This window comes from Nostoc sp. DedQUE07 (assembly GCF_034530975.2).
In the GTDB taxonomy this organism is placed as follows: Bacteria; Cyanobacteriota; Cyanobacteriia; order Cyanobacteriales; family Nostocaceae; genus Nostoc.
Map to the genome: position 1 here is coordinate 1 of NZ_JAVRCC020000022.1, position 23,126 is coordinate 23,126.

Sequence of the window (23,126 nt, forward strand, 5' to 3'; positions counted from 1 at the left end):
CCAGAAAAACTCTGGTGAAGAATAACGATAAAAACCTAATAGGTTTCGCCAGAGAATTCTAAGGATTTTAAAGGCAGGGATTAACATCGGAGCTTAATCGTAAGTGATTTACCGGACATGATATTACTGTCTCGATTGGAACAGCAAACGCAGGCGACACAACAAATACATTGCTGTTTGAATATTTTGATTAATGACCTCTTGGAAGAATTTTCAGCGTTAGCGGCTGCGGCTTCTTTGCAGCTAACATCTTTGGTGTTATGTCAAGAGCTTTTATACGTAATGGGAGATGAAGACCAACTGTTACGTGTACTTTCTAATCTAATTGCCAATGCTATTCAATACACCCCTGCTGGCGGTTATGTAACTGTCATCCTCAAACGCACCAACGGTCATGCTGTAATTGAAGTTCAAGATACAGGTATTGGCATTGCATCGCACGAGCAAAAGTGTATTTTTGACCGTTTTTATCGAGTGAACAGCGATCGCTCACGTCGTACTGGTGGATCTGGATTGGGATTAGCGATCGCGCAAGCAATTGTTCAGGCTCATGGAGGTAGTATACAGGTGCAAAGCCAAGTTGGTAAAGGTAGCTCCTTTATCGTTCACTTACCCTTGACAGAAAAACAGAAGCAACTGACCTGTCTATCAACAGATGAAAATTGAATACCCTCCTAAAAAAAGTTAAGTTTGACAACTTGTCTTTTGACGTAGGCTATAGCTTGTGTGAAAGTTCCAAATAAAATGCCATATCTATTAAAAATCTTTAATATTTAGATGTGTTCGCCCTGTAATGATAGCAGACACTAATTTTATCCTTAGTGATGCTAAATTTTCATCATCTTATTAATCCTTCAGACTTAAATTATTAGATTTCTCGTTACTTAAATCGCAGTTTTTTTCAGGCTTGGTTACTTAATGCTGTAATTAAAGTTCAAGATACAGGTATTGAAATTCCAGAACACGAACTTAAGCGAATTTTCGATCGTTTTTATCGGGTGAGTAGTGTCAGGAGCGATCGCCTCATACCAACCACAAGATTTTCTCTGGGCTGGGTGTTGGGGGTAGGGTGTCGGGTGTCGGGAAAAATCAAGAAAAGTAAATATGAGTGGGGATACAAATAAATTTCTGACTCACTACACCCACTCAGCCACACCCCACACCTAAAAGCCTGATATATAATGGGTTTGCCGTTAACAAGCGTGCCATTCGACTCTTATCCAGTCCGCTTTATAACTTTTTTGTCACCCCTTCAACCCATTTCCACACCTTTAAGTCTTTGTCATAGTGGCAGGTCAAGCCGTCCCTAGTAGTGATAGACTCACCTTTACTTGCCTTACTTCTAATCGTCTTAATGGAATAGAAGGTTAAGTCAGTCATTTCTTTATGAGAAAGTCCTATACTTTTAGCTTTTTGAGTCAATATTTCTGATTGATTTTGGGATTCATTGTTAGGCAAACTGTCTATAGTAATCCGAGTATTTTCAGTAGAGTTCTGGATAATTGTTTTTTGATTTTGATAATCTTGCACCGTCAAAAGTTGCCAACTGGAATCTTGTGAAAGTTCCAGAACCCAATGATGATAATTAAATAGACTTTCTCTATGCCCAACGCTAATAAACGTTGTTTTTGTTGCTTGTAATTGTTGATATAAACTTCCTTCATTTTTTAAATCCAAAGCACTTGTTGCTTCATCTAATATGGTGAACCTTGGATGAGTCACTAACAGGCGTGCGAAAGCGAGGCGTTGTTGCTCTCCCAGCGATAATATATTTTCCCAAGGAACTTCAGTATCAAAACCTTCAACTCGACTTAACAAGTTTTGCAGGTTTACTTGTTGCAAAACTTCTTTGAGTTCTGCGTCGGTCATTTGACGATTAGTTTTAGGATAGAGTAACTGTTGGCGCAAAGTTCCCAAAATGATATAAGGACGCTGGGGTAGGAATAAGACTTCTTTAAGGGAAGGACGCACTAGACGACCAGTTCCTGCGTTCCATAAACCTGCGATCGCTCTCAACAGAGAACTCTTTCCTCGACCACTCGGCCCTACAATTAATAAACCTTCTCCAGGCTGAACGTTTAATGACAAGTCTTCGACGATTACCTGCTCATAATTTGGTGTTTGTAAGGTGACATGCTCAAAAGCGAAATGATTCTCTTCTATTGTTTTAATAGTACTGACATTCTCTGGTTCTTTAGTTACTGCTTCTAAGGCATCTGAAAACTCAGATAAACGCTCAACATAACTAGAAAATCGCCCAGAAACGCCAAATTCAGCGATTAATTCTTCCACAGCACTAGCAAACATATAGCAAGCTGTAGTAGCTTGTCCAATTTCTCCAAAATCCATATCACCTCTAATAAATAAAGGTGCGAGTACTAAAAGCGTAAAAAATTCAATTCCAGCACGGTATCCTCTGTTAAAAATTGCTTGATTTCTCTCCCAATTAATTTTTTGTTTAGCATTTTTTATCAGATTAATAAATCGGCGTTGAATTATATTCAGTTCCTGTTCTTCTCCTTGAAAAAAAGCTATCGACTCAGCATGATTGCGCACATGAGTTAGACAATAATTATAATTAGCTTTAGATTCGATTTCTGCTTGATTAATATTAATCAATTCTTGATTTAAGTAAACAGCAATTAAATTGCCTATAACTGTATAGATAATTAAAACAACAGCTATTTGTTGAGAAATTGTCCAGACAATTATTATAAAAGTCATCATTTCCAGTATTTTTTCTAGAAAAATAGCTGAAAAACTGAGGGCACTACTGGTAATTGGTTCAATTTCTTGAGCTAAACGTTGATCTGGATTATCAATATCGACTTTAAAGTTAATTTTGTAATAAGCACGATTGTGCAAATATTTATTTAAAATATGCTTATTAAGCCATTGATACCAATCAATAGCAATTTGGTTTCTAATAAATTTAGAAAATCCTATTGAAAGCGTTATCAATACAAGTCCAACACCATATATTAAGAGAATATCAATAAATTTAGAATAGTCTTTTTCTTGAATAATAACATCAACTAAATAGCGGTGAACAAAACTATTAAAAGTATTTGCACCTACAACGGCAATTATTAGTAATATTAGGAGAATGAGCATTGCCCAGGCACGAATAACATCTGAAAAAGCTCTTTCTCCTGGCTTTGTTGGATACCAGTAAGGGCCAGCGATCGCTTTTACATCTTCCCAAAATTGAATAAAATCTGAGAAAGCATTTTTTGAGGGTTTAGCTTGAATAACTTGGGGTGCCATATTTTATAAATAAGCTGCAATCTTTAAGTTAACTTTAATGCTTTTTAGTGTTGAATAATCAGTAATCACTACCGTAGAAAATCTCCTTCATAAATATTTGAGTAGTTTCCCCCCTTTGGGGGCTAGAGGGGATCGTAACACTTTGAAAACATCCTCTAGCCTCTCGTCTTGTAGGTTAAATCAGAACTTTGTCGCATAGAAGCTTTAGTGGTGTGTGGTCGCGGCTTACTAAAAATTCTGGTCTGGGTTGCCCTTTGAAGGTTGGTATATTATTGATACTGTTATAAGTAATAATCAACAGCCTGCGATCGTAGGGAGAAATATTAGGTGCTGAACCGTGGACTAAATTACAGTGAAAGAAGAGGACAGAACCTGAAGGGCCTTTTGGTGCGATGATACCTTTTTCATCAGCTAGCTTGGCGATCGTTTCTTTATCGAGGGAATACTTGAGAGCCGCACTCACATTAGATTTCCAGTCTTTTTCTTGACCATTAACTCCAGATGATTTTATTTGTCCCAAGTGGAAAAGGCTCTCTTTATGAGAACCTGGAATGAAATAGATAGGGCCATTAAACTCATTACATTCATCTAAGAAAACTGCAACATTCAAGGCTTTTGGAGATGGCATTCCATCTTCTTCATCCCAAAATACAAAGTCTTGATGCCACGGCCATAAATCTCCGCCAAAAGCTGCTTTAAAGTTGATTTTAAATTGGTAAACATATACATCGTTATTGAGAATTTCACAAGCAGATTTTAAAAGGCTAGGGTGACGAGTTAAGGCATTAAAAGTCTCTGAATCGAGGTGACATCCATGAAGGGCACGCACTGTTGTGTTGTCTTTTTCTAACATCCGCCCTGGCGTATCTTTTACTATCAAATCTTCAACAGCAGCGTGCATTGCCTCAACTTGTTTTTGAGAGAAAAGCTCTGGGATAAATAGTAGCCCATTCTCTCTATAATCCTTTATTTGCTCTGCTGTTAATGTTACGGTTTTTTCGATTGGATTGGTGTATAACATAACTATTGTTTTGATGGTGTAAATTAACTAAGTAAATTGAATTAATATTGCCAAGCTTGGGCAGGCTTATACCTCATCATCTGTAGCTTTCTGTGCTTGTTCAATACAAGCTTGCAAACGTTCTGCTAATATCTGAACGTGGGGCTGATTTATCATCGTTACATGATTGCCTGGAACAAAATGGACATCTACTGGTTTGTCAGAAAAATTTCCCCAACCCCAAGTTAAATCCTGCAAAATTTCAGCAGGTACTTCACTATTAGACTCATCAACAGTAGCAGTTTCACTAGCACGTAAGAGGGTAATTCGGCTGGAATAAAACTGTTGTGGTACATAACTAACTAAGCAGTTATTTTTGAGAAATTGCACCTTATTATTAAGCTGCGTAATTTCATCATCGGGGGGCAGAAGATCGGCATCTTTTAGTCGTTCTAGAACGTATTTCAGCTGATCTTCCCAAACCAAAGATTCAAGAGTATCGGTAGAAATATTCAAGTTCTTGGCGTAAACAACTTCGATCGCACGCGCAAATTCAAACAACCATTTACCGTTATCCCAATCAAAACCCATTGGATTTTCCTGATAAAACGGTGCTTTGGTATCAAGAATAGCAACTAAAGCAACCTTATGACCTTTGTCAAGTAACTGCTGCGCTATTTCAAAAGCTAATTTACCGCCAAAAGAATGCCCTGCCAAAAAATACGGCCCCTGCGGTTGGATAGCCAAGAGTGCTTGAATATACTGGGTGGCTACATCCTCAACGGAGGTAATTGGTTCATCTCCTTTACAAAGAGCATCTGCTTGAAAACTGTAAAATGGTTGGTCTGAACCCAGACAACGGGCTAAGTTGTACAGGTAAAAGGGATCGCCAGCCGCCCCTGGAAGACAAAACAGAGGTGGTTTAGAACCGTGGGACTGAATTGCTACTAAGGGAGATTTAGTTAAGAAGTTGGAATCCGCTTGTATAACAGTCGCCAATTGTTCAACAGTGGGATTTTGGTATAAGCTAGCGATCGCAATATCCTTACCAAACTGCTGTTTAATTTGCGCCATTAAGTAAGGCGTTAAAAGCGAGTGACCACCAAGGTCAAAGAAGTTATCTTGTACTCCTACCCTGTCAACTTTTAAAATCCTTGACCAGATTTGTGTTAGTTGGAGTTCTACTTGGCTACGTGGCGCAACAAATTTGTCTGCGTCACTGCTGTCAGAAGGTGCTTGCAATGCACGCCGATCTACTTTACCGTTGGGTGTTAGGGGCAAGGAATCCAGAATAACTATTACTGGGATCGTGTAAGCTGGCAGTTTTGCTTTTAAGAACTGACGCAGTTGGCTAAGTGTCGGTACACATTGTTCATGGGGTACTACATAGGCGACTAAACGTTTACTTCGGCTTACCTCGGCTCCGCTCGGCACAAGTCGCTCAGTACAAGTATCACCTGGGGTATCTTCCCGGACAATGGCGACAGTTGTTTGAATTTCTGGATGTTGATTGAGTACAGTTTCAATTTCTCCGGGTTCAACCCGAAATCCCCGAATTTTCACCTGATGGTCAATACGACCCAAAAATTCAATATTGCCATCTGGTAAATAACGGGCTAAATCCCCAGTTTTATACAAGAATTCAGAATGAGACAATTGGCCTTTTCTATCTCCTCTGCTTCGACGAAAGGGATTGGGGATAAATTTTTGCTTCGTTAATTCAGGACGGTTAAAGTAACCGTTAGCCAACCCAACGCCGCCTATGTACAGTTCACCAGTAACACCAATGGGGACAGGTTGGAAATTACTATCGACAATGTACATTTGTGTATTGTCAATAGGTTTTCCTATAGGCGGATAAGCAGGCCAAGTATTTGGTGTACCTGAGAAAGTAAAAGCTGTTACCACATGGGTTTCCGAAGGGCCGTAATGGTTATGAAGCGAACAATTTTCTAAATTATTAAATAAATTAACAATTGGTCGATTTACTTGCAGTTGTTCGCCAGTAGTGATAATTTCTGTGAGATTTTTGAACAAATGTTTTTGCTGTCCGTATACCTCTGCCAATTGCTGAAGCACAACAACTGGAAGAATCACCTTCTGTATAGGTTTGCTTGCCAGGAAGTGAATTAAACTGTCCAAATCCAAACGCACAGCTTCGGAAACTATAAATAGCGTTCCACCAGAACACCAAGTGGCGAACATTTCGTGAATGCTGGCATCAAAACTTAATGATGCAAATTGAAGAACTCCTACTCCTGTTTGTAGAGAAGCTAAATGCCATTGAATCAAATTAGTGATTGCTCGATTGGGCAAAGCTACACCTTTTGGTTTACCTGTAGAACCAGAGGTAAATATTACGTAAACTAAGTTACTAGCTTCTACATCAGTAACGAGATTTTCTTGGCTCCATTGAGAAATTACTGCCCAGTCAGTATCTAAACAAACAAGCTCTCCTTGATGTTCAGGTAGTTTGCTAATAAGTTGCTTTTGGGTAAGCAGTACCTTTACCTGGGTATCTTCGAGCATAAAGTGCAAACGCTCAATCGGATAGTCTGGGTCAAGTGGCACATAAGCACCACCAGCCTTCAGAATCCCCAAAAGCCCCACGACCATTTCTAATGAGCGTTCAACACACAATCCAACTAGCACATCTGGTTTTACGCCCAAGGATTTCAGGTAGTGTGCTAACTGATTTGCCCGACAATTCAATTCGTAGTAGGTAAGTTGTTGATTCTCAAACTCTACCGCTACTGCATATGGGGTACGCTGTACTTGTTCCTCAAACAACTGATGGATACATTTATCAATTGGGTCATCCGTCTGAGTATCGTTCCATTCAGCTAATAACTGATGCTTTTCCTTTGGTGTTATCAGTGGCAATTGGGCGATTTGTTGCTGTGGGTTAGCTATAATTCCCTCAAGCAATGTTTGGAAATGACATAACAAACGAGCGATCGCACCATCATCAAATCGGCTCGTATCATAGTTAATCTTCACCAACAATTGCTTACCAGGAGCAGCAATTACAGTTAGAGGATAATTGGTTTGTTCAATGCTGTGAATACTTTCAATAGAGAAACTGTGATTGTGCGATTGTACTGCCTCATCCACAGGATAATTCTCGAAGACAACAATGCTCTCAAACAAAGGCGTTCCTCTAGAAACTTCGCTCCACCCTTGAATATCTACCAATGAATTATATGAGTATTGCTCAGACTCTACTTGTTGTGTTTGTAAATCCTTCAACAAAGTCAAGACTTGGGTATCATCTCCAACTTGAACTCGCACTGGCAAGGTGTTAATAAATATTCCTACCATTGACTCAATGCCGACAAGAGACGGCGGACGACCAGAAACAGTAGCACCAAAAACTACATCTTTTTCTTGGTTGTAGCGACTTAGTAGTAATGCCCAAGTCGCTTGCACTAAATTATTTATCGTTAGTTGATGCTGCCGTGCAAAAGTCTGTAGGGCAGCTGTCGCTTGTTCTGTCAGTTGGATTTGTTGTTCGCTGTAACTAGAATTTAACTGCTGTCGTTTTGACGATGGTTTATCAACTGTCAAAGAAGTAGGTGAGGTAAAACCTTGAAGTTTTTCTCTCCAGAATTGTTCAGCTTGGGTTAAATCTTGTTTCTGTAGCCAAGCAATATAGTTGCGGTAGTTTTGGGCTGGTTGAACGGCTACAGTTTCACCCTGAGAAATTGCTTGATAAAAATACAATAAGTCTTTGAAAACCAAAGGCATTGACCAGCCATCAAGCAATAAATGATGAGAACTCCAAACGAATTGATAACTATCTGCACTCAATTGAATCAGACCCAGGTACATCAGTGGTGCTTGATTCAGTTGGAAACCCTGTTGTCGCTGTGACTGTAAGAAAAGCTCTAATTGCTGTTGTTGCTCTTGGGTAGATAGCTGTTGCCAATCATGCCTGTTAAGGTTAATCTCCACCTGCCGATACACTACTTGAAGTGGCTGGGCTAATTGCTGCCAAACAAAAGCAGTCCGCAAGATGGAATGCCGTGCTACCACTTGCTGCCAAGCTTGCTCAAAAGCTGCTACGTTCAACTCACTTTTTAAAGTGAAACTTAACTGCTCAAAATATACTCCTGTATTTGGAGCATACAAACTTTCAAATAGCATCCCCTGTTGCATAGGAGAAAGCGGGTAAATATCTTCAATATTTTTGGAGTTAGTCTTGCCTAAACTTGCTAACAGTTGGTCAAGTTCTAGCTGTTTGAGCTTGGTTAACGGGAAATCTGAAGGTGTATAACCTCCACTCTCACTAGATGAACAATGAGCAATTAACCCTTGCAATGTCTCGACAAATTCTTGCGCCAGACTTGCGATCGTGGTTTGCTGGTGAACATTCGTACTATAAATCCACTCAATTTGCAACCGATCTCCAGTAATAATGCTGTTAATGTCTAATAAATGAGCGCGGTTGTTCTGCAAACTTTGGCTGTGTCCCGCAGCTTCGCTAGCTGGCTGTATCCAAGAAGATGTATTGAGAAGTTGATCGAATTGACCTAAATAATTGAAACTGATTTCTGCGTGCGGTAATGCCTGTAGTTGAGCAGCAATTTCTACATCTTGACTTAGATAGCGTAATAAGCCATAGCCAATTCCTTTGTTGAAAATAACCCGTAGTTGTTCTTTGACAGACTTTAAGGCATCGGCAAGATTTTCTGTAGCTCCCAGTTCTAAAACTACAGGGAAAATGGTTGTAAACCAGCCAATAGTGCGTGATAAATCTACACCATCAATAATATCTTCCCGCCCATGACCTTCTAAGTTGAACAGCACACAGTTAGAGTTAGTCCACCTGCTCAAAACCAGCACTAAGGCAGTTAATAACACATCGTTAATCTGAGTGTTGTAAGCCTTCGGTACATCTTGCAGTAAAGCACGAGTTTGTGCCTCACTTAACGAAACCGATACTGTACTGGCTCCTTCAACAGTGTTTGCTCTTTGTGTATAGTCTACTGGGATGGAAGGAACTGCGACACGAGATTCATTCAGCCAATAAGCCACTTCAGATTTGAGGACTTGTGACTGTGCATATTCGGTTAATTTATTAGACCAATCTTTGAAAGAAGTTGTTTTAGTAGGAAGTTTAATGGCTTTACCTTGAGCAAGTTGCTGGTAAGCTGTTTGCAAATCCTCTAACAAAATTCGCCAGGAAACGCCGTCAACTACCAAGTGGTGGATGACTATAAGTAATCGCGCTCTTTTGTCAATACCCAGATAGAAAAAGGCGACTTGCACTAGATTTTCTGACAGATTCAAACTCGCCTGGAAGGAAGCCGCTTTAGCTTCAATAGTCGTTTGTTGCTCGCTCTCTGGGAGTGCCGATAAGTCTATTTGAGAGAAAGCAACGCTATCAGTCACAGCAGAGTGAATTTGCTGCCAAGTAGAGTCAGACTGTATAAAACGTAAGCGCAAAGCATCATGATGTACTAGCAATTGCTGTAATACTTGCTTTAATAACTCTGGCTTGAGGTCAGATGGTACTGAAAGCAGAAATGCTTGATTAAAGTGGTGCGGCTGTGAGAGATTTTGCTCAAAGAAATAGTGTTGAATTGGCGTTAGAGGTAATGTCCCCGTGACTAATCCTTGTTCTATTTGAATAACACTCTCTACGTTTGCCACTGTTGCTAACTGGGCAATTGTTTGATGTGCAAATAATTGCTTGAGACTCAGTTGCAATCCTGCTTGCTTTGCTCTACTGATGATTTGAATACTAAGAATAGAATCTCCGCCAAGTTCAAAGAAGTTATCATGAATGCCTACTCGTTCTACTCTCAGGACTTCTGCCCAAATCTGCGCTAGTATTTCTTCAATTTGATTGCGTGGGGCTACAAAACTGACTTCCAGTTCTCCACGAGAGTCTGGTGCAGGTAAAGCACGGCGGTTTACCTTACCATTTGGCAAAAGCGGTAGGGACTCCAGCATCACAAAAGCATGAGGAACCATGTAAGCAGGTAATTGCCCAGAGAGGAAGGAGCGCAACTGGTTAACTGTAGGTATCTGTTCTTGATGCGGTACTACATAAGCGATTAGGCGTTTATCACCTGGGGTATCTTCACGGGCAATGACACAACAAGCCTGTACATCATCATATTGGCTCAACCGTGCTTCGATTTCTCCTAACTCAATGCGGAAACCACGTACTTTTACTTGATTGTCAATTCGTCCTAAGTATTCGATATTACCGTTTGGTAAATAACGTCCTAAGTCTCCAGTTTTATATAATCTATTCCCTTCTGCCTCCTGCCTCCTGCCTCCTACCTTCTCAAACGGATTGGGAATGAATTTTTCTTTTGTCAACTCAGGGCGGTTGAGGTAGCCTCTTGCTAACCCAGCACCACTAATGTGCAGTTCTCCTGCTACACTAACGGGTACTGGTTGGAGATACTCGTCTAAGATGTAGATTTGCGTATTGGCTATTGGACAACCGATGGGAACAACTTGCCGCTCAATTCCTTGCTTGCAAGTCCAGAAGGTTGCATCAATACAAGCTTCCGTCGGCCCATAGAGATTATATAAGTTGACATCGAGATTACTTAACACTTTCGCTTGCAAAGCAACAGGTAAAGCTTCACCCCCGCAGAAGATTTGTTTGAGAGAGTGACAAGTTTCGAGTCCTCCTTGTTCTATGAGAATTTGTAACAAGGATGGTACAAATTGAACAGTAGTGACCTGCTCTTGGGCAATTAATTCTAATAGGTAAGAAGCGTCAGCATGACCTCCTGGTTGAGCTAATATCAGCTTTGCGCCTACTAACAAAGGAGCGTAAAATTCCCAAACTGAGGCATCAAAGCTAAAGGGAGTTTTCTGTAGCACTTTGTCTTCTTTAGCCAGGGGGAATGTTGTTTGCATCCAGAACATATGATTGCAAAGGTTGCGGTGCGAAAGCATCACTCCCTTGGGCTTTCCGGTAGAACCAGAAGTGTAAATCACATAAGCTAAGTTAGTTGCTTGCACAGAGGCGATATCTACGGTAAGCTGCGCGATCGCATTATCTTGACTTGATTGTGAAATAAATTCCCACTCAGTATCTAAACATACAACCTGCGCTTGATGCTGGGGCAACTTTTCAACGAGTTGCTGTTGCGTTAGCAGTACCTTAACTTGAGCATCTTCTAGCATAAAGCTCAAGCGTTCTTGGGGATAGTCTGGGTCAAGTGGCACATAAGCCCCTCCCGCTTTGAGAATACCCAGTAGTCCCACGACCATTTCTAAAGAACGCTCTACACAAATACCCACCAGTGTATCTGCTGTTACACCCAAAGACTGCAAGTAATGTGCCAACTGGTTAGCGCGACAATTCAATTGCTGGTAAGTCAGTTGTTGATTGTCAAAGATAACTGCTACAGCATTGGGGGTACGCTCTACTTGCTCCTCAAACAACTGATGGATACACTTATCAAAAGGATAATCTACTTGAGTATCATTCCATTCAACTAATAATTGTTGTTGCTCAACTTGTGTAAGCATTGGTAATTGCGAAATTCGCTCCTTTGAATTAGCTACAATCCCTTCTAGCAAATTCACAAAATGACCAGTCATCCGCTCAATTGTGCTGGCATCAAACAAGTCAGTGCTATACTCCCAAACACCCACTAATCCAGCACCTGAGTTGTACATTGATAAACTCAAGTCAAACTTAGTAGTTGTGCTTTGTGCTGGTAAAGAACTGATAGTTAAGCCTGAAAGCTCTAGTTCTGACATTGGCGCATTTTGGAGTGCAAACATCACTTGGAACAGTGGTGTTTGACTGAGATTCCGTTCTGGCTGTAATGCCTCAACTAACATTTCAAAAGGCAAATCCTGATGATTATATGCTCCTAGAGCTATTTCCCGAACGCGTCCAAGTAATTCGCTAAAAGTGGGGTTGTCTGCCAAGCTGGTACGCATGACTAAGGTATTGACAAAAAAGCCAATTAACCCTTCTATTTCAGAGCGATCGCGGTTGGCGATCGGTGTTCCGACCAAGATATCTGATTGTCCAGTGTAGCGGTAAAGTAGGATATCAAAGGCTGTTAACAGAGTCATGAAGAGAGTACAACCTCTCTCCTGGCTGAGTTTTGCTAATCTATTAGTCAACTCAACTGAGAGTGTAAATTCTTGAGTTGTGCCTGTGAAAGTCTGCACAGCAGGTCTTGGTCGGTCTGTAGGTAACGGCAATAAAGCTGGTGCATCTTTTAGTTGTTGTTGCCAGTAATTCAGTTGAGTTTGCAGTACATCCCCTTGCAACCAATCTTTCTGCCATAAGGCGAAATCTGCGTACTGAATCGGTAGAGGTGCTAAAGGTGACGGCTGACCTTGAAAATAAGCCTTATACAGTGTTGCTAGCTCAGAGACAAACACACCCATTGACCAGCCATCAGAAACCACATGGTGCATACACACTAACAAGATGTGTTCTGTCTGGGACAAAACTACTAATGTTGCTCTGATTAATGCTCCCTTTGCTAAATCAAACGGTTGAATAGCTTGTTGTTGCACCAATTGCTGTGTAGCAATTTCTTGTTCGCTTGGTGATAGATTTTGCCACTCAAGAACTGAGACTTTCCAATTCGTTTGTGTGTGAATGATTTGTATTGGTTGTTCATCAACAGTTACGAAGTTGGTGCGTAACGCTTCATGGCGATCGATAATTTCTTGTAAGCTTTGTTCTAAGGCAGCCCGATTGAGATTTCCGACTAGACGCAAAGCTAAGGGGATGTTGTATGTAGAACTGTTCGGCTCTAACTGGTCTAAAAACCACAAACGCTGTTGAGCATAAGATAGGGGTAATTCTTCAGTAATCATCTCTTGCTCCTTGGTAGAATGCGTGGAACAGTTAAGTCTAAGTTTTGTTGCTGTAACTTCCCGATAGATTGCGCTAGTTCAGCTATGGTTGCAACATTGAACAATTCGCTTAAAGAGAGTTGGACTTTAAAGCGATCGCGGATGCGTGAAACCAGTTGAGTTGCAAGTAGCGAGTGTCCGCCAAGTTCAAAGAAGTTATCATAAATTCCTACTTGCTCTAATCCCAGCACTTGTGACCACATTTGTGCGAGTGTTTCTTCTATTGGTGTGCGCGGGGCAACATATTTATCTGAAATTTCGCTTTGTAAATCCGGTATGGGCAAAGCACGGCGATCTACCTTGCCGTTAGGAGTTAGCGGCAATGACTCCAAGATGACAACAGCATTTGGCATCATGTAGTCTGGTAATTTTGTTTTCAAGAATTGCCGCAGTTCGCTGCCTAAAGTGGGTGTACAGCCCTGATGCGCTACCACATAGGCAACTAAGCGTTTACTTCGGCTTACCTCGGCTCCGCTCGGCACAAGTCGCTCAGTACAAGTATCACCAGGGATATCTTCACGGAGGATGACGCAAGATGCTTGCACATCACCATGTTGGCTCAGGACTGTTTCGATTTCTCCCAATTCAATGCGGAAACCGCGCATTTTTACTTGGTTGTCAATACGTCCCAAGTATTCAATATTGCCATCAGGTAAATAGCGTGCTTTATCGCCAGTTTTGTAGAGGCACGAATAGGAGTCAGAACTAAAAGGGTTGGGAATAAATTTCTGTTGTGTTAACTCTGGTCGGTTAAGATATTCCCTTGCTTGACCATCACCTCCAATATAAATTTCTCCTGGTACACCAACGCCCACGGGCTGTAGTTGGGAATTTAACAAATAGATTTGCGTGTTGGAAATTGGTTGACCGATGGGAATAGTTTTAGCGTTTTCGGGTACATCCTGCACCAAATACCAGGAAGTAAATGTTGTATTCTCTGTTGGCCCATAAACGTGGAGTAGTCGCTGCGGCGCACCATTTTTCAATACTTCTTTGACCCATTTCGGCTCGACAGCTTCACCGCCGAATAGAAGATGCCGCAGTGAATGGAAAGCACAAGGGACTTCTTGAGCAATTTGATTGAACAAGGCAGTTGTCAAAAATAACACGCTAATACCTTGTGCTTGAATAAAGGTTGCAAAGTCTTGTGGCGAAAGTGCCAAATCTTTGCTCACCCCCACCAATCGCGCTCCGTTAAGTAGTGCGCCCCAAATTTCAAAAGTAGCAGCATCGAAGGCGTAATTTGAGGCTTGTGCAATTACATCTTGAGCAGAAATGCTCACATAGTTGGTTTGTTTGACTAATCGAACTACACCTCGATGGAGAACGCTAACACCTTTGGGTTGACCTGTAGAACCGCTTGTGTACATTACATAAGCTAAGTTATCAGCTTTGACGTTGTTAGTTGGGTTCTGTTGTGTTTGTTGACTGATGATATCCCAGTGTGAGTCTAAGCAAACTACATTAGCTTGGCTGCCTAGCTTATCAACTAGCTTTTCTTGAGTTAATACGACTGATAGCTGAGTGTCTTCGAGCATGAAGTTTAATCGCTCTTGGGGATATTCTGGATCGAGTGGCACATAAGCACCACCCGCCTTGAGAATTCCCAACATTGACACTACCATTTCTAATGAACGTTCAACGCACAAGCCAACCAATACTTCTGGTTTGATCCCAAGGGTTTGGAGATAATGGGCAAGTTGATTTGCTCTGGTGTTTAACTCGGCATAAGTCAGCTGTCGATCCCCAAATACCACCGCCGTTGCATTGGGTGTCTGTTCTACTTGTGCTTCAAACAATTGGTGAATACATTTATCTTGGGGATACTCTACTGCTGTGTTGTTCCACTCTACTAAAAGTTGATGACGCTCCTCACAAGACACAAGAGAGTACAACTCATAGCGTCCTTGTGGCTCCTTCGCCATTACCGCTAGAACTCTCAGATAATAATCACTAATCCTGTTAATTTGTTCGGTGGATAACTCGCAGGAATCGTACTTTAAATTCAGTGTTATGTCAGAAGAATTAGGACTGACGCTGAATTGAGCTAAGAAAGTAAAGTTTGTTTGTTCAAAAAACTTTCCACCTAGCAACTGTAAATTATCGAGTTCCAGTAGCTGTTCGTAGACATGGAAATGAGTGAAATTAAACGCCGTCTCAAACAAAGGTTCACCGCCCAAACTCCTCTGTATTTCCGCCAAAGGATAGCGACGGTGTGGCAACATTTCTCGTTCTGCTGCAAACACTTGTTGCACCAAGTCTATCCAAGTGCCTCCAGCAAATTGCAGGCGGAAGGGCAATGTATTCAGGAATAGTCCCAGAACTCGCTCACCATCATTTTGTTCAGGTCGTCCGTTAGCGGCTACCCCCGTTATTACATCTTCTTCACCACTGAGGAAATTTAATACTCGCAGATGGGCAGCCAAAAGCACACTCTTGAGTGTAGCTTCTGCGGAGTGAGCCAGCTGTTTTAAGCCAGCAAAAATCTCAGGAGCTAGATTTACCTCTTGCACACCAAGTTCTCTAGCATTGGTATGTTTTGGTACAGAAGACCAGCGAGGTAATTTAGTGAAAGTGCTGTCATTTAACTTTTCACTCCAGTATCGCTGAGTTTCTGGTGAAGCGATCGCTTGTTGCTCTAAAGCTACAAAATCCCGGAACGCAATACTAAATGGCGATACATAATCTACTGATTCGCCTAAAAGTGACAAGTAACGTTTAAAAAACTCACTCATCATTGAAGCAACACTCCACCCATCAAGAATGGCATGGTGAAAGCTCAAAGACAAATTAAATGTTTCCGGTGTGCGCTGATGCACAAAGAAACGCAATAGAGGAGGATGAGTCCAATCAAAATGACGTTTCTTTTCAGCTTCAAACCAAGCAGTTAAGCCTTCTTCTTGCTGAGAACGATCCAAATGACACCAATCTTCTACCTGCAAGGGAATCTCAACTTGCTGATGAACCAGTTGCAACGGAATACTAAATTTACTAAGCTCAAACGAAGTCCGCAGTACAGGGTGATGATTGACTAAATCTTGAATAGCAACTTGTAAAAGTTGAACATCAAACGGGGTTTTGAGATGGAAACTGAAAATGTCGTGATATGTACTATCTTGGCTGTACTCACTGTGGTAAACCATTCCTATTTGCAGTATAGCCAGAGGATAGGCATCCTCTACACCGTCGGGTAAATGTTCTTTGTCTGTTTCAGAAATGAGACTGAATGGTTGAGTTAATTCTAATTTTGTAGCGTCATTCTTTTGTGTTTTTAGTTCTTGAACTAGCTCGTGAATCGTCTGATATTGGAATAGCTGTTGCACAGAGAGATTCAAACCTTGTTCTTTAGCTTGAGATAGCACTTGAATGCTACGGATAGAATCTCCACCTAAAGCAAAGAAGTTATCATGAATACCCACCTGCTCAACACCAAGAACATTAGCCCAGATAGTGGCTAATATTTTTTCTTCTCTTGTGCTAGGCGTAACAAAAACATCTTCTAATTCTGGTCTTGCAGTGTCAGGTACAGGTAAAGCGCGACGGTCTATCTTACCATTTGCTGTCAGTGGGAGAGCTTCTAACTGTACAAAAGCACTTGGAACCATGTAGCTTGGCAGTTGCTTGCTGAGGAAGCGACGCAGTTCTTGGATTGTCAGAGATTGCCCCACCTGCGGCACTACGTAAGCCACTAAACGTTTGTTACCCGGTTCATCCTCTTGCACCACCACCACACTTTCCCAAACATCTGGGTGAGCAGCTAATAATGCTTCAATTTCTCCCAACTCAATGCGGAAACCACGAATCTTGACTTGATTATCAATTCGCCCCAAATATTCTAAATCGCCATTGGGCAAATACCGTGCCAAGTCCCCTGTTTTATATAGTCGCGCTTTGTCGTAGTTGCTAAAAGGATGAGAAATAAAGCGTTCTGCTGTCAGTTCTGGACGATTCAGATAACCGCGCGCCACCCCAGCACCACCAACGTACATCTCACCAGGAACGCCAATTGGTACTGGCTGTTTATATTCGTCCAGCACATACACCTTGAGGTCAGGTATCGGACGACCTATAATACTGGCTGTGTGATTTAAATCTTCCTTGCTCAATGGACGATAAGTGACGTGTACAGTAGTTTCCGTAATCCCGTACATATTCACTAATTGGGGTGAGGTGTCGCCATGTCGCTCAAACCAAGGCTGTAAGCTCTTGATTTCTAAGGCTTCTCCACCGAAAATTACCAAGCGTAAGTTTAAATCACTAGTGGTTAAACCTGACTGTTCAGCTTGAATTAATTGGCGGAAGGCGGAAGGTGTTTGATTGAGAATTGTGACTTGCTCTTGAGCTAATAACTGATAGAAGGATTCGGGCGATCGCGTCACTAAATACGGAACTACTACCAGTCGTCCACCATACAGCAATGCGCCCCAAATTTCCCACACCGAAAAGTCGAATGCATAAGAGTGAAACATTGTCCACACATCATCTTGACTAAAGTGATACCAAGAATCCGTGGCTGCAAACAGACGAACTACATTTGAGTGGTTGACTAAAGTGCCTTTTGGTTGACCTGTTGAGCCTGATGTGTAGATGACATAAGCTAAGTTATCAGTTGTAGAGCCACTAACTGGATTGTCTTCACTTTCTGTAGATATGTCTTCCCAGTCTCGATCTAAGCAGAATACACGGGCGGTATGTTCCGGTAAGCTAGTGAGTAATTTCTCTTGAGTCAACAGTATCTGCACCTGTGAATCATTGAGCATATATGCCAAACGGTCAGTAGGATAGTCTGGGTCAAGTGGCACATAAGCCCCACCTGCCTTAAGAATCCCTAACAGCCCTACCACCATTTCTAAAGAGCGTTCTACACACAACCCAACCAGCGTATCTGCTTCCACACCCAATGAGCGCAAGTAATGAGCCAACTGGTTAGCGCGACAATTCAACTGGTGATAGGTGAGTTGTTGATTTTCAAATACAACTGCTACTGCATTTGGGGTACGCCCAACCTGTTCTTCAAACAATTCATAGATACACTTATCTTGAGAATAATCCGCCTGAGTATCGTTCCACTCTACTAATAACTGTTGTTGCTCAGGTTGTGTCAGCAGTGATAATTGAGAAATGTGCTTCTCTGGGTTAGAAACAATACTTTCCAGCAATGTTACAAAATGCCCACTCATCCGCTCAATTGTGCTGGCATCAAATAAGTCAGTACTATACTCCCATACACCCACCATTCCAGTACTTGTACTGAGCGTAGTCGAAGTAGGAGTGTTCTGCATTAATAAAGACAAATCAAACTTAGCTGTTACGCTTTCTGCAATCAATGGGGTGACACTTAACCCAGTTAACTCGACTTCAGACATAGGTGCATTCTGGAGTGCAAACATCACTTGGAACAGTGGTGTATAGCTGAGGTCTCTTTGTGGCTGCAATGCCTCAACTAGCATTTCAAAAGGCAAATTCTGATGAGCATAAGCATCCATTGCCATTTCTCGAACACGAGTGAGCAATTCGCTAAAGCTGGGATTATCTGCCAAATTACTACGCATCACTAAAGTGTTGACAAAAAAGCCAATTAACCCTTCTGTCTCACTGCGATCGCGGTTTGCAATAGGAGACCCTACTAAAATGTCTGCTACACCTGTGTAGCGATAAAGTAAAGTATCATAAGCTGCCAAGAGCGTCATGAACAAAGTTACTCCTTGCTCCTGGCTCAGTTTTGTTAGCCGATTAGTTAACTCAACTGACAGTGCAAACTCTTGATATGTGCCAGTGAAAGTCTGCACCGCAGGTCTAGGGCGGTCTGTAGGTAGGGACAATAAAGCTGGTGCATCTTTGAGTTGTTGTTGCCAGTAACTTAGTTGGCTTTGCAGTACATCTCCTTGTAACCAGTTTCTTTGCCATAAGGCAAAATCTGCATACTGAATCGGCAGTGGTGTTAAAGGTGACGGCTGACCTTGAGAATAAGCACTGTACAGTGCTGCTAATTCTTGGATAAACACACCTATTGACCAAGCATCAGACACCACATGGTGCATACACACTAACAAAATGTGTTCTGTCTCGGACAGCACTACTAATGTCGCCCAGAGTAATGCAACACTTGCCAGTTCAAAAGGCTGAATAGCCTGTTGTTGTATTAATTGCTGTGTGGCTATTTCTTGTTCGCCTGGTGGCAGATATTGCCACTCAAGAACTGAGAGCGTCCAATTCGTTTGTGTTTGAATGATTTGAGAAGGTTTTCCATTAACAGTGACGAAATTGGTGCGTAAGGCTTCGTGACGATGAATAATTTCTTGTAAGCTTTGTTCTAAGGCTGCTTGATTGACATTTCCCACTAGACGCAAAGCTATAGGCAAGTTGTATAAGGCACTATTCGGCTCTAATTGGTCTAAAAACCATAGACGCTGTTGAGCATAAGACAGTGGTAAGTCTGAATTATTTGCTCTTGGCAAGATAGGCGGCGCAGAGAGTTCTATCTCTTGTACTGAGCGACTTGTACCGAGCATCTCGACTTCGCTCGATGGAGCCGGAGTCGAGGTAAGTCGAAGTATTTGTTGCTGTAACTGCTCAATTGCCTGTGCTAATTCGGCAACTGTTGTTTTAGCAAACAACTCACGCAATGGTAGTTCTACTTTGAAAATGTTACGAATGCGTGAAACTAGTTGCGTTGCTAGTAGCGAGTGTCCCCCAAGTTCAAAGAAGTTATCATAAACTCCTACTTGCTCCACTTTCAGCACTTGCGCCCAAATTTGTGCCAGTAGTTCTTCAATCGGAGTGCGTGGGGCTACGAATTTGTCTGAATTACTGCTGTCTACATCAGGTGCAGGTAAAGCACGGCGATCTACTTTACCACTAGGAGTCAGTGGCAAGGAATCCAACATCACAAAAGCATTAGGTACCATGTACTCTGGCAGCTTTGCTTTCAGGAATTGCCGCAGTTCGCTGATTGCCAATGTACAGTTCTGATGTGCTACCACGTAGGCAACTAAGCGTTTACTTCGGCTTCGCTCAGTACAAGTATCACCTGGGGTATCTTCGCGGACGATCGCACAAGATGCTTGCACATCACCATATTGGCTCAGTACTGCTTCAACCTCGCCTAACTCAATGCGGAAGCCTCGGATCTTAACCTGATTATCAATGCGTCCCAGATATTCGATGTTGCCATCTGGTAAATAGCGTGCTAAGTCCCCAGTTTTATATAATCTACTCCCTACTGCCTTCTCAAAGGGATTGGAGATAAATTTTTCTTGTGTTAACTCCCTTCGATTAAGGTAGCCCCGCGCCAAAGAGACACCACCAATGTACAATTCTCCCGGTATACCAACGGGTACAGGCTGTAGACACTTATCTAAAATGTAAATTTGTGTATTCGCGATCGGTCGTCCAATCGGAGGAAGTAACGGCCAATTCTCTATTGAATTAGCCAAAGTAAAAGTGCTGATTACATGGCTCTCTGATGGCCCGTAATGATTGTGCAAAGTACAATCGGTTAGTTTGCCCAACCACCCAGAAATAGCGGGAGTAATCTGCAACTGCTCCCCAGCAGTAATAATTTCCCTTAGATGACTATTAACTAATTCACTATCAACAGCGACTTCAGCTAATTGCTGTAAAGCAACAAAGGGAACAAACAGTCTCTCAACAGATTTTTGTTGGAGAAAACCTAACAAAGCTACTGGATCTCGGCGCAACTCCTCCGTAATTAAGAACAATTTGCCTCCCGAAAACCAGGTAGTGAATATTTCTTGGAAAGAGACATCAAAGCTAATAGGAGCAAATTGCAGCGTTTTTGCTCCAGTAGAAATTGTAGTATTTTGCAGTTGCCACAGAATCAAATTGCAAAGAGCAAGCTGATTCAGAGCTACACCTTTAGGTTGACCTGTAGAACCAGAGGTATAAATTACATATGCTAAATTAGTTGCTTGTACGCCAGGGATGAAATTATCCTGACCAGACTGGGAAATTTGTTGCCAGTCAGTATCTAAGCAGACAAGTTTTGCTTGATGCTGAGGTAGTCTCTCCTGGAGTGATTGCTGGGTCAACAACACTGAAACTTGAGCATCTTCAAGCATGAAACTCAGGCGTTCAGTTGGATACTCTGGATCAAGTGGCACATAAGCCCCACCTGCCTTAAGAATCCCTAATAGTCCCACGACCATTTCTAAGGAACGCTCGACACACAACCCAACCAATACATCGGCTTCAACTCCCAAAGACTTCAGGTAGTGCGCCAACTGATTTGCACGGTAATTCAACTGCTGGTAAGTCAGTTGTTGATTGCCAAACTCCACCGCTACAGCATTGGGTGTGCGCTTAACCTGCTCCTCAAACAACTGATGGATAGATTTATCTTTGGGATATTCAGTTTGAGTATCGTTCCATTCGACAAGTAACTGTCGTTGTTGTGCTTGTGTCAGTAGAGGCAATTGGGAAATTTGCTGTTGTGGATTAGTAACAATGCTTTCGAGCAAGGTCACAAAATGACCTGCCATCCGCTCTATAGTGGGCGCATCAAACAAGTCTGTGTTGTATTGCCACACAGTTGCCAGCCCAGAGGTAGTATTTTTAATGAATAAAGTCAAATCAAACTTGGCAATTGTTCTTTCTGTCGCTAACGGACTGACACTTAACCCAGTAAACTCTACTTCAGACATGGGAGCATTTTCGAGAACAAACATCACCTGAAACAATGGTGTATGGCTGAGGTCTCGTTGTGGCTGTAATGCTTTTACCAACTCCTCAAAGGGCAGGTCTGGGTGAGCAGAAGTTAAGAGTGTCAGTTGCCGCACTCGGTTCAGTAACTGTTGAAAAGTGGGGTTGCCTGACAAATCGGTACGTAATACTAAAGTGTTGACAAGAAAGCCAATTAACCCTTCAAGTTCTAAGCGATCGCGTTTAGCAATGGGTGTGCCTACTAAAATGTCATCGGAGCCTGTATACCGATAAAGCAAGGTAGCAAATGCTGCGAACAGCGTCATGAACAGAGTAGCTCCCTCTTGCCTGGTGAAATTAGCAACTGCTTGACTCAGTTGATTTGAAAGTTCAACACTGTAGAGTGCGCCTCGGAAAGTTTGAATGGCTGGTCTTGGTCTGTCTGTGGGTAATTCTAGTAAGGTGGGAGCGTTTTTGAGTAGTTGTTTCCAATAGTCAAGCTGTGTTTCGAGTATTTCTGCTTGTAACCACTGCCGTTGCCAAATAGCAAAGTCGGCATACTGAATTGGTAGCTCAGGTAACTCTGGAGATAAGTTATTGCTAAGGGCTGAGTAAATGGTTGCTAATTCCCGCATTATCACACCCATTGACCAACCATCAAAAACAATGTGGTGTATTGTGATTAGCAAGACGTGTTCTACCTCTGTGAGTTTAAGCACAGAAGCTCGAATTAAAGGAGAATTAGCAAGGGCAAAGGGTCGAGTTGTTTCTGCTGTGGCTAATTGCTGACAAGCGATCGCTTTTTCACTTTCAGGTAAATCTGTTAAATCTATGATTGGCAGACTTAAGATTAAGCTGTCAGCAATTACTTGGACTGGCTGCTCATTGATGGTGTCGAAGTTGGTACGTAATGCTTCGTGGCGAGAGATAATTTTGTTGAGACTTTGCTCTAGTGCTACGACGTTCAACTGACCGTGCAGTTTTAGAGCTGCTTGTTCGTTGTAGAAGGGGTTATCTGGTTCCAACTGGTTTAATAACCAGATTTGTTCTTGGCCAAAAGACAGAGGTAAGTTCTGAGGACGATCGACTTTGATCGGGGATAAATCTGTGTTGGTAGCGATACCTCCAGTGAACTTTACTAACTCATTTTTCTGGTGCAGCAACGAAACAAGTTCTGCTTTACGGTTAATTAGTAAATTACGAGTGTCTGGTGTCAATACTCCTTTGGGGGCATTAACACGCAACTGCTCGCTCTCAACCCACAACTTCACACCCTGCTTAGTCAGATCGGCTACCAATTCTTCGATATTCACAGAAACTTACCTCCACGTCACTTAAT

At 42.0% G+C, this 23,126-nt stretch carries 4 protein-coding genes and 2 pseudogenes; 2 read left to right on the forward strand and 4 right to left on the reverse strand.

From position 1 onward, the window contains the following. Window positions 1-114 precede the first annotated feature (114 nt). Together RMZ95_RS17870 and RMZ95_RS17875 are read left to right on the forward strand one after the other, a co-directional pair. Window positions 115-666 (forward strand): annotated as a pseudogene (locus RMZ95_RS17870) (sensor histidine kinase); the annotation flags it as partial. A 254-nt stretch (window positions 667-920) separates the two neighbouring features. Next, window positions 921-1,016: pseudogene (locus tag RMZ95_RS17875) on the forward strand (ATP-binding protein); the annotation flags it as partial. 214 nt (window positions 1,017-1,230) lie between these two features. On the opposite strand, the gene RMZ95_RS17880 reads toward RMZ95_RS17875, so the two are convergent. The 4 genes from RMZ95_RS17880 to RMZ95_RS17895 form a co-directional block, all read right to left on the reverse strand. Then, on the reverse strand, window positions 1,231-3,267 hold the full coding sequence (locus tag RMZ95_RS17880; protein WP_322685011.1) for an ABC transporter ATP-binding protein/permease: 2,037 nt from the start codon (window positions 3,265-3,267) through the stop codon (window positions 1,231-1,233). 175 nt (window positions 3,268-3,442) lie between these two features. Further along, window positions 3,443-4,288: a phytanoyl-CoA dioxygenase family protein gene (locus tag RMZ95_RS17885; protein WP_322685012.1), complete on the reverse strand. Its 846-nt coding sequence runs from the start codon at window positions 4,286-4,288 to the stop codon at window positions 3,443-3,445. A gap of 66 nt (window positions 4,289-4,354) precedes the next feature. After that, on the reverse strand, window positions 4,355-13,087 hold the full coding sequence (locus tag RMZ95_RS17890) for a non-ribosomal peptide synthetase (protein ID WP_322685013.1): 8,733 nt from the start codon (window positions 13,085-13,087) through the stop codon (window positions 4,355-4,357). Continuing rightward, the gene (locus RMZ95_RS17895) at window positions 13,084-23,100 is read right to left on the reverse strand and encodes a non-ribosomal peptide synthetase (RefSeq protein ID WP_322685014.1); all 10,017 of its coding nucleotides are present in this window, start codon (window positions 23,098-23,100) and stop codon (window positions 13,084-13,086) included. Before RMZ95_RS17895 ends, RMZ95_RS17890 begins: the two co-directional genes overlap by 4 nt. Window positions 23,101-23,126: the final 26 nt, after the last annotated feature.

Excerpts from the sequence above, each read along its gene's own strand:
- RMZ95_RS17885 (WP_322685012.1), bottom strand. The coding sequence starts at position 4,288 with ATGTTATACACCAATCCAATCGAAAAAACCGTAACATTAACAGCAGAG.
- RMZ95_RS17890 (WP_322685013.1), bottom strand. The coding sequence starts at position 13,087 with ATGATTACTGAAGAATTACCCCTATCTTATGCTCAACAGCGTTTGTGG.
- RMZ95_RS17880 (WP_322685011.1), bottom strand. The coding sequence starts at position 3,267 with ATGGCACCCCAAGTTATTCAAGCTAAACCCTCAAAAAATGCTTTCTCA.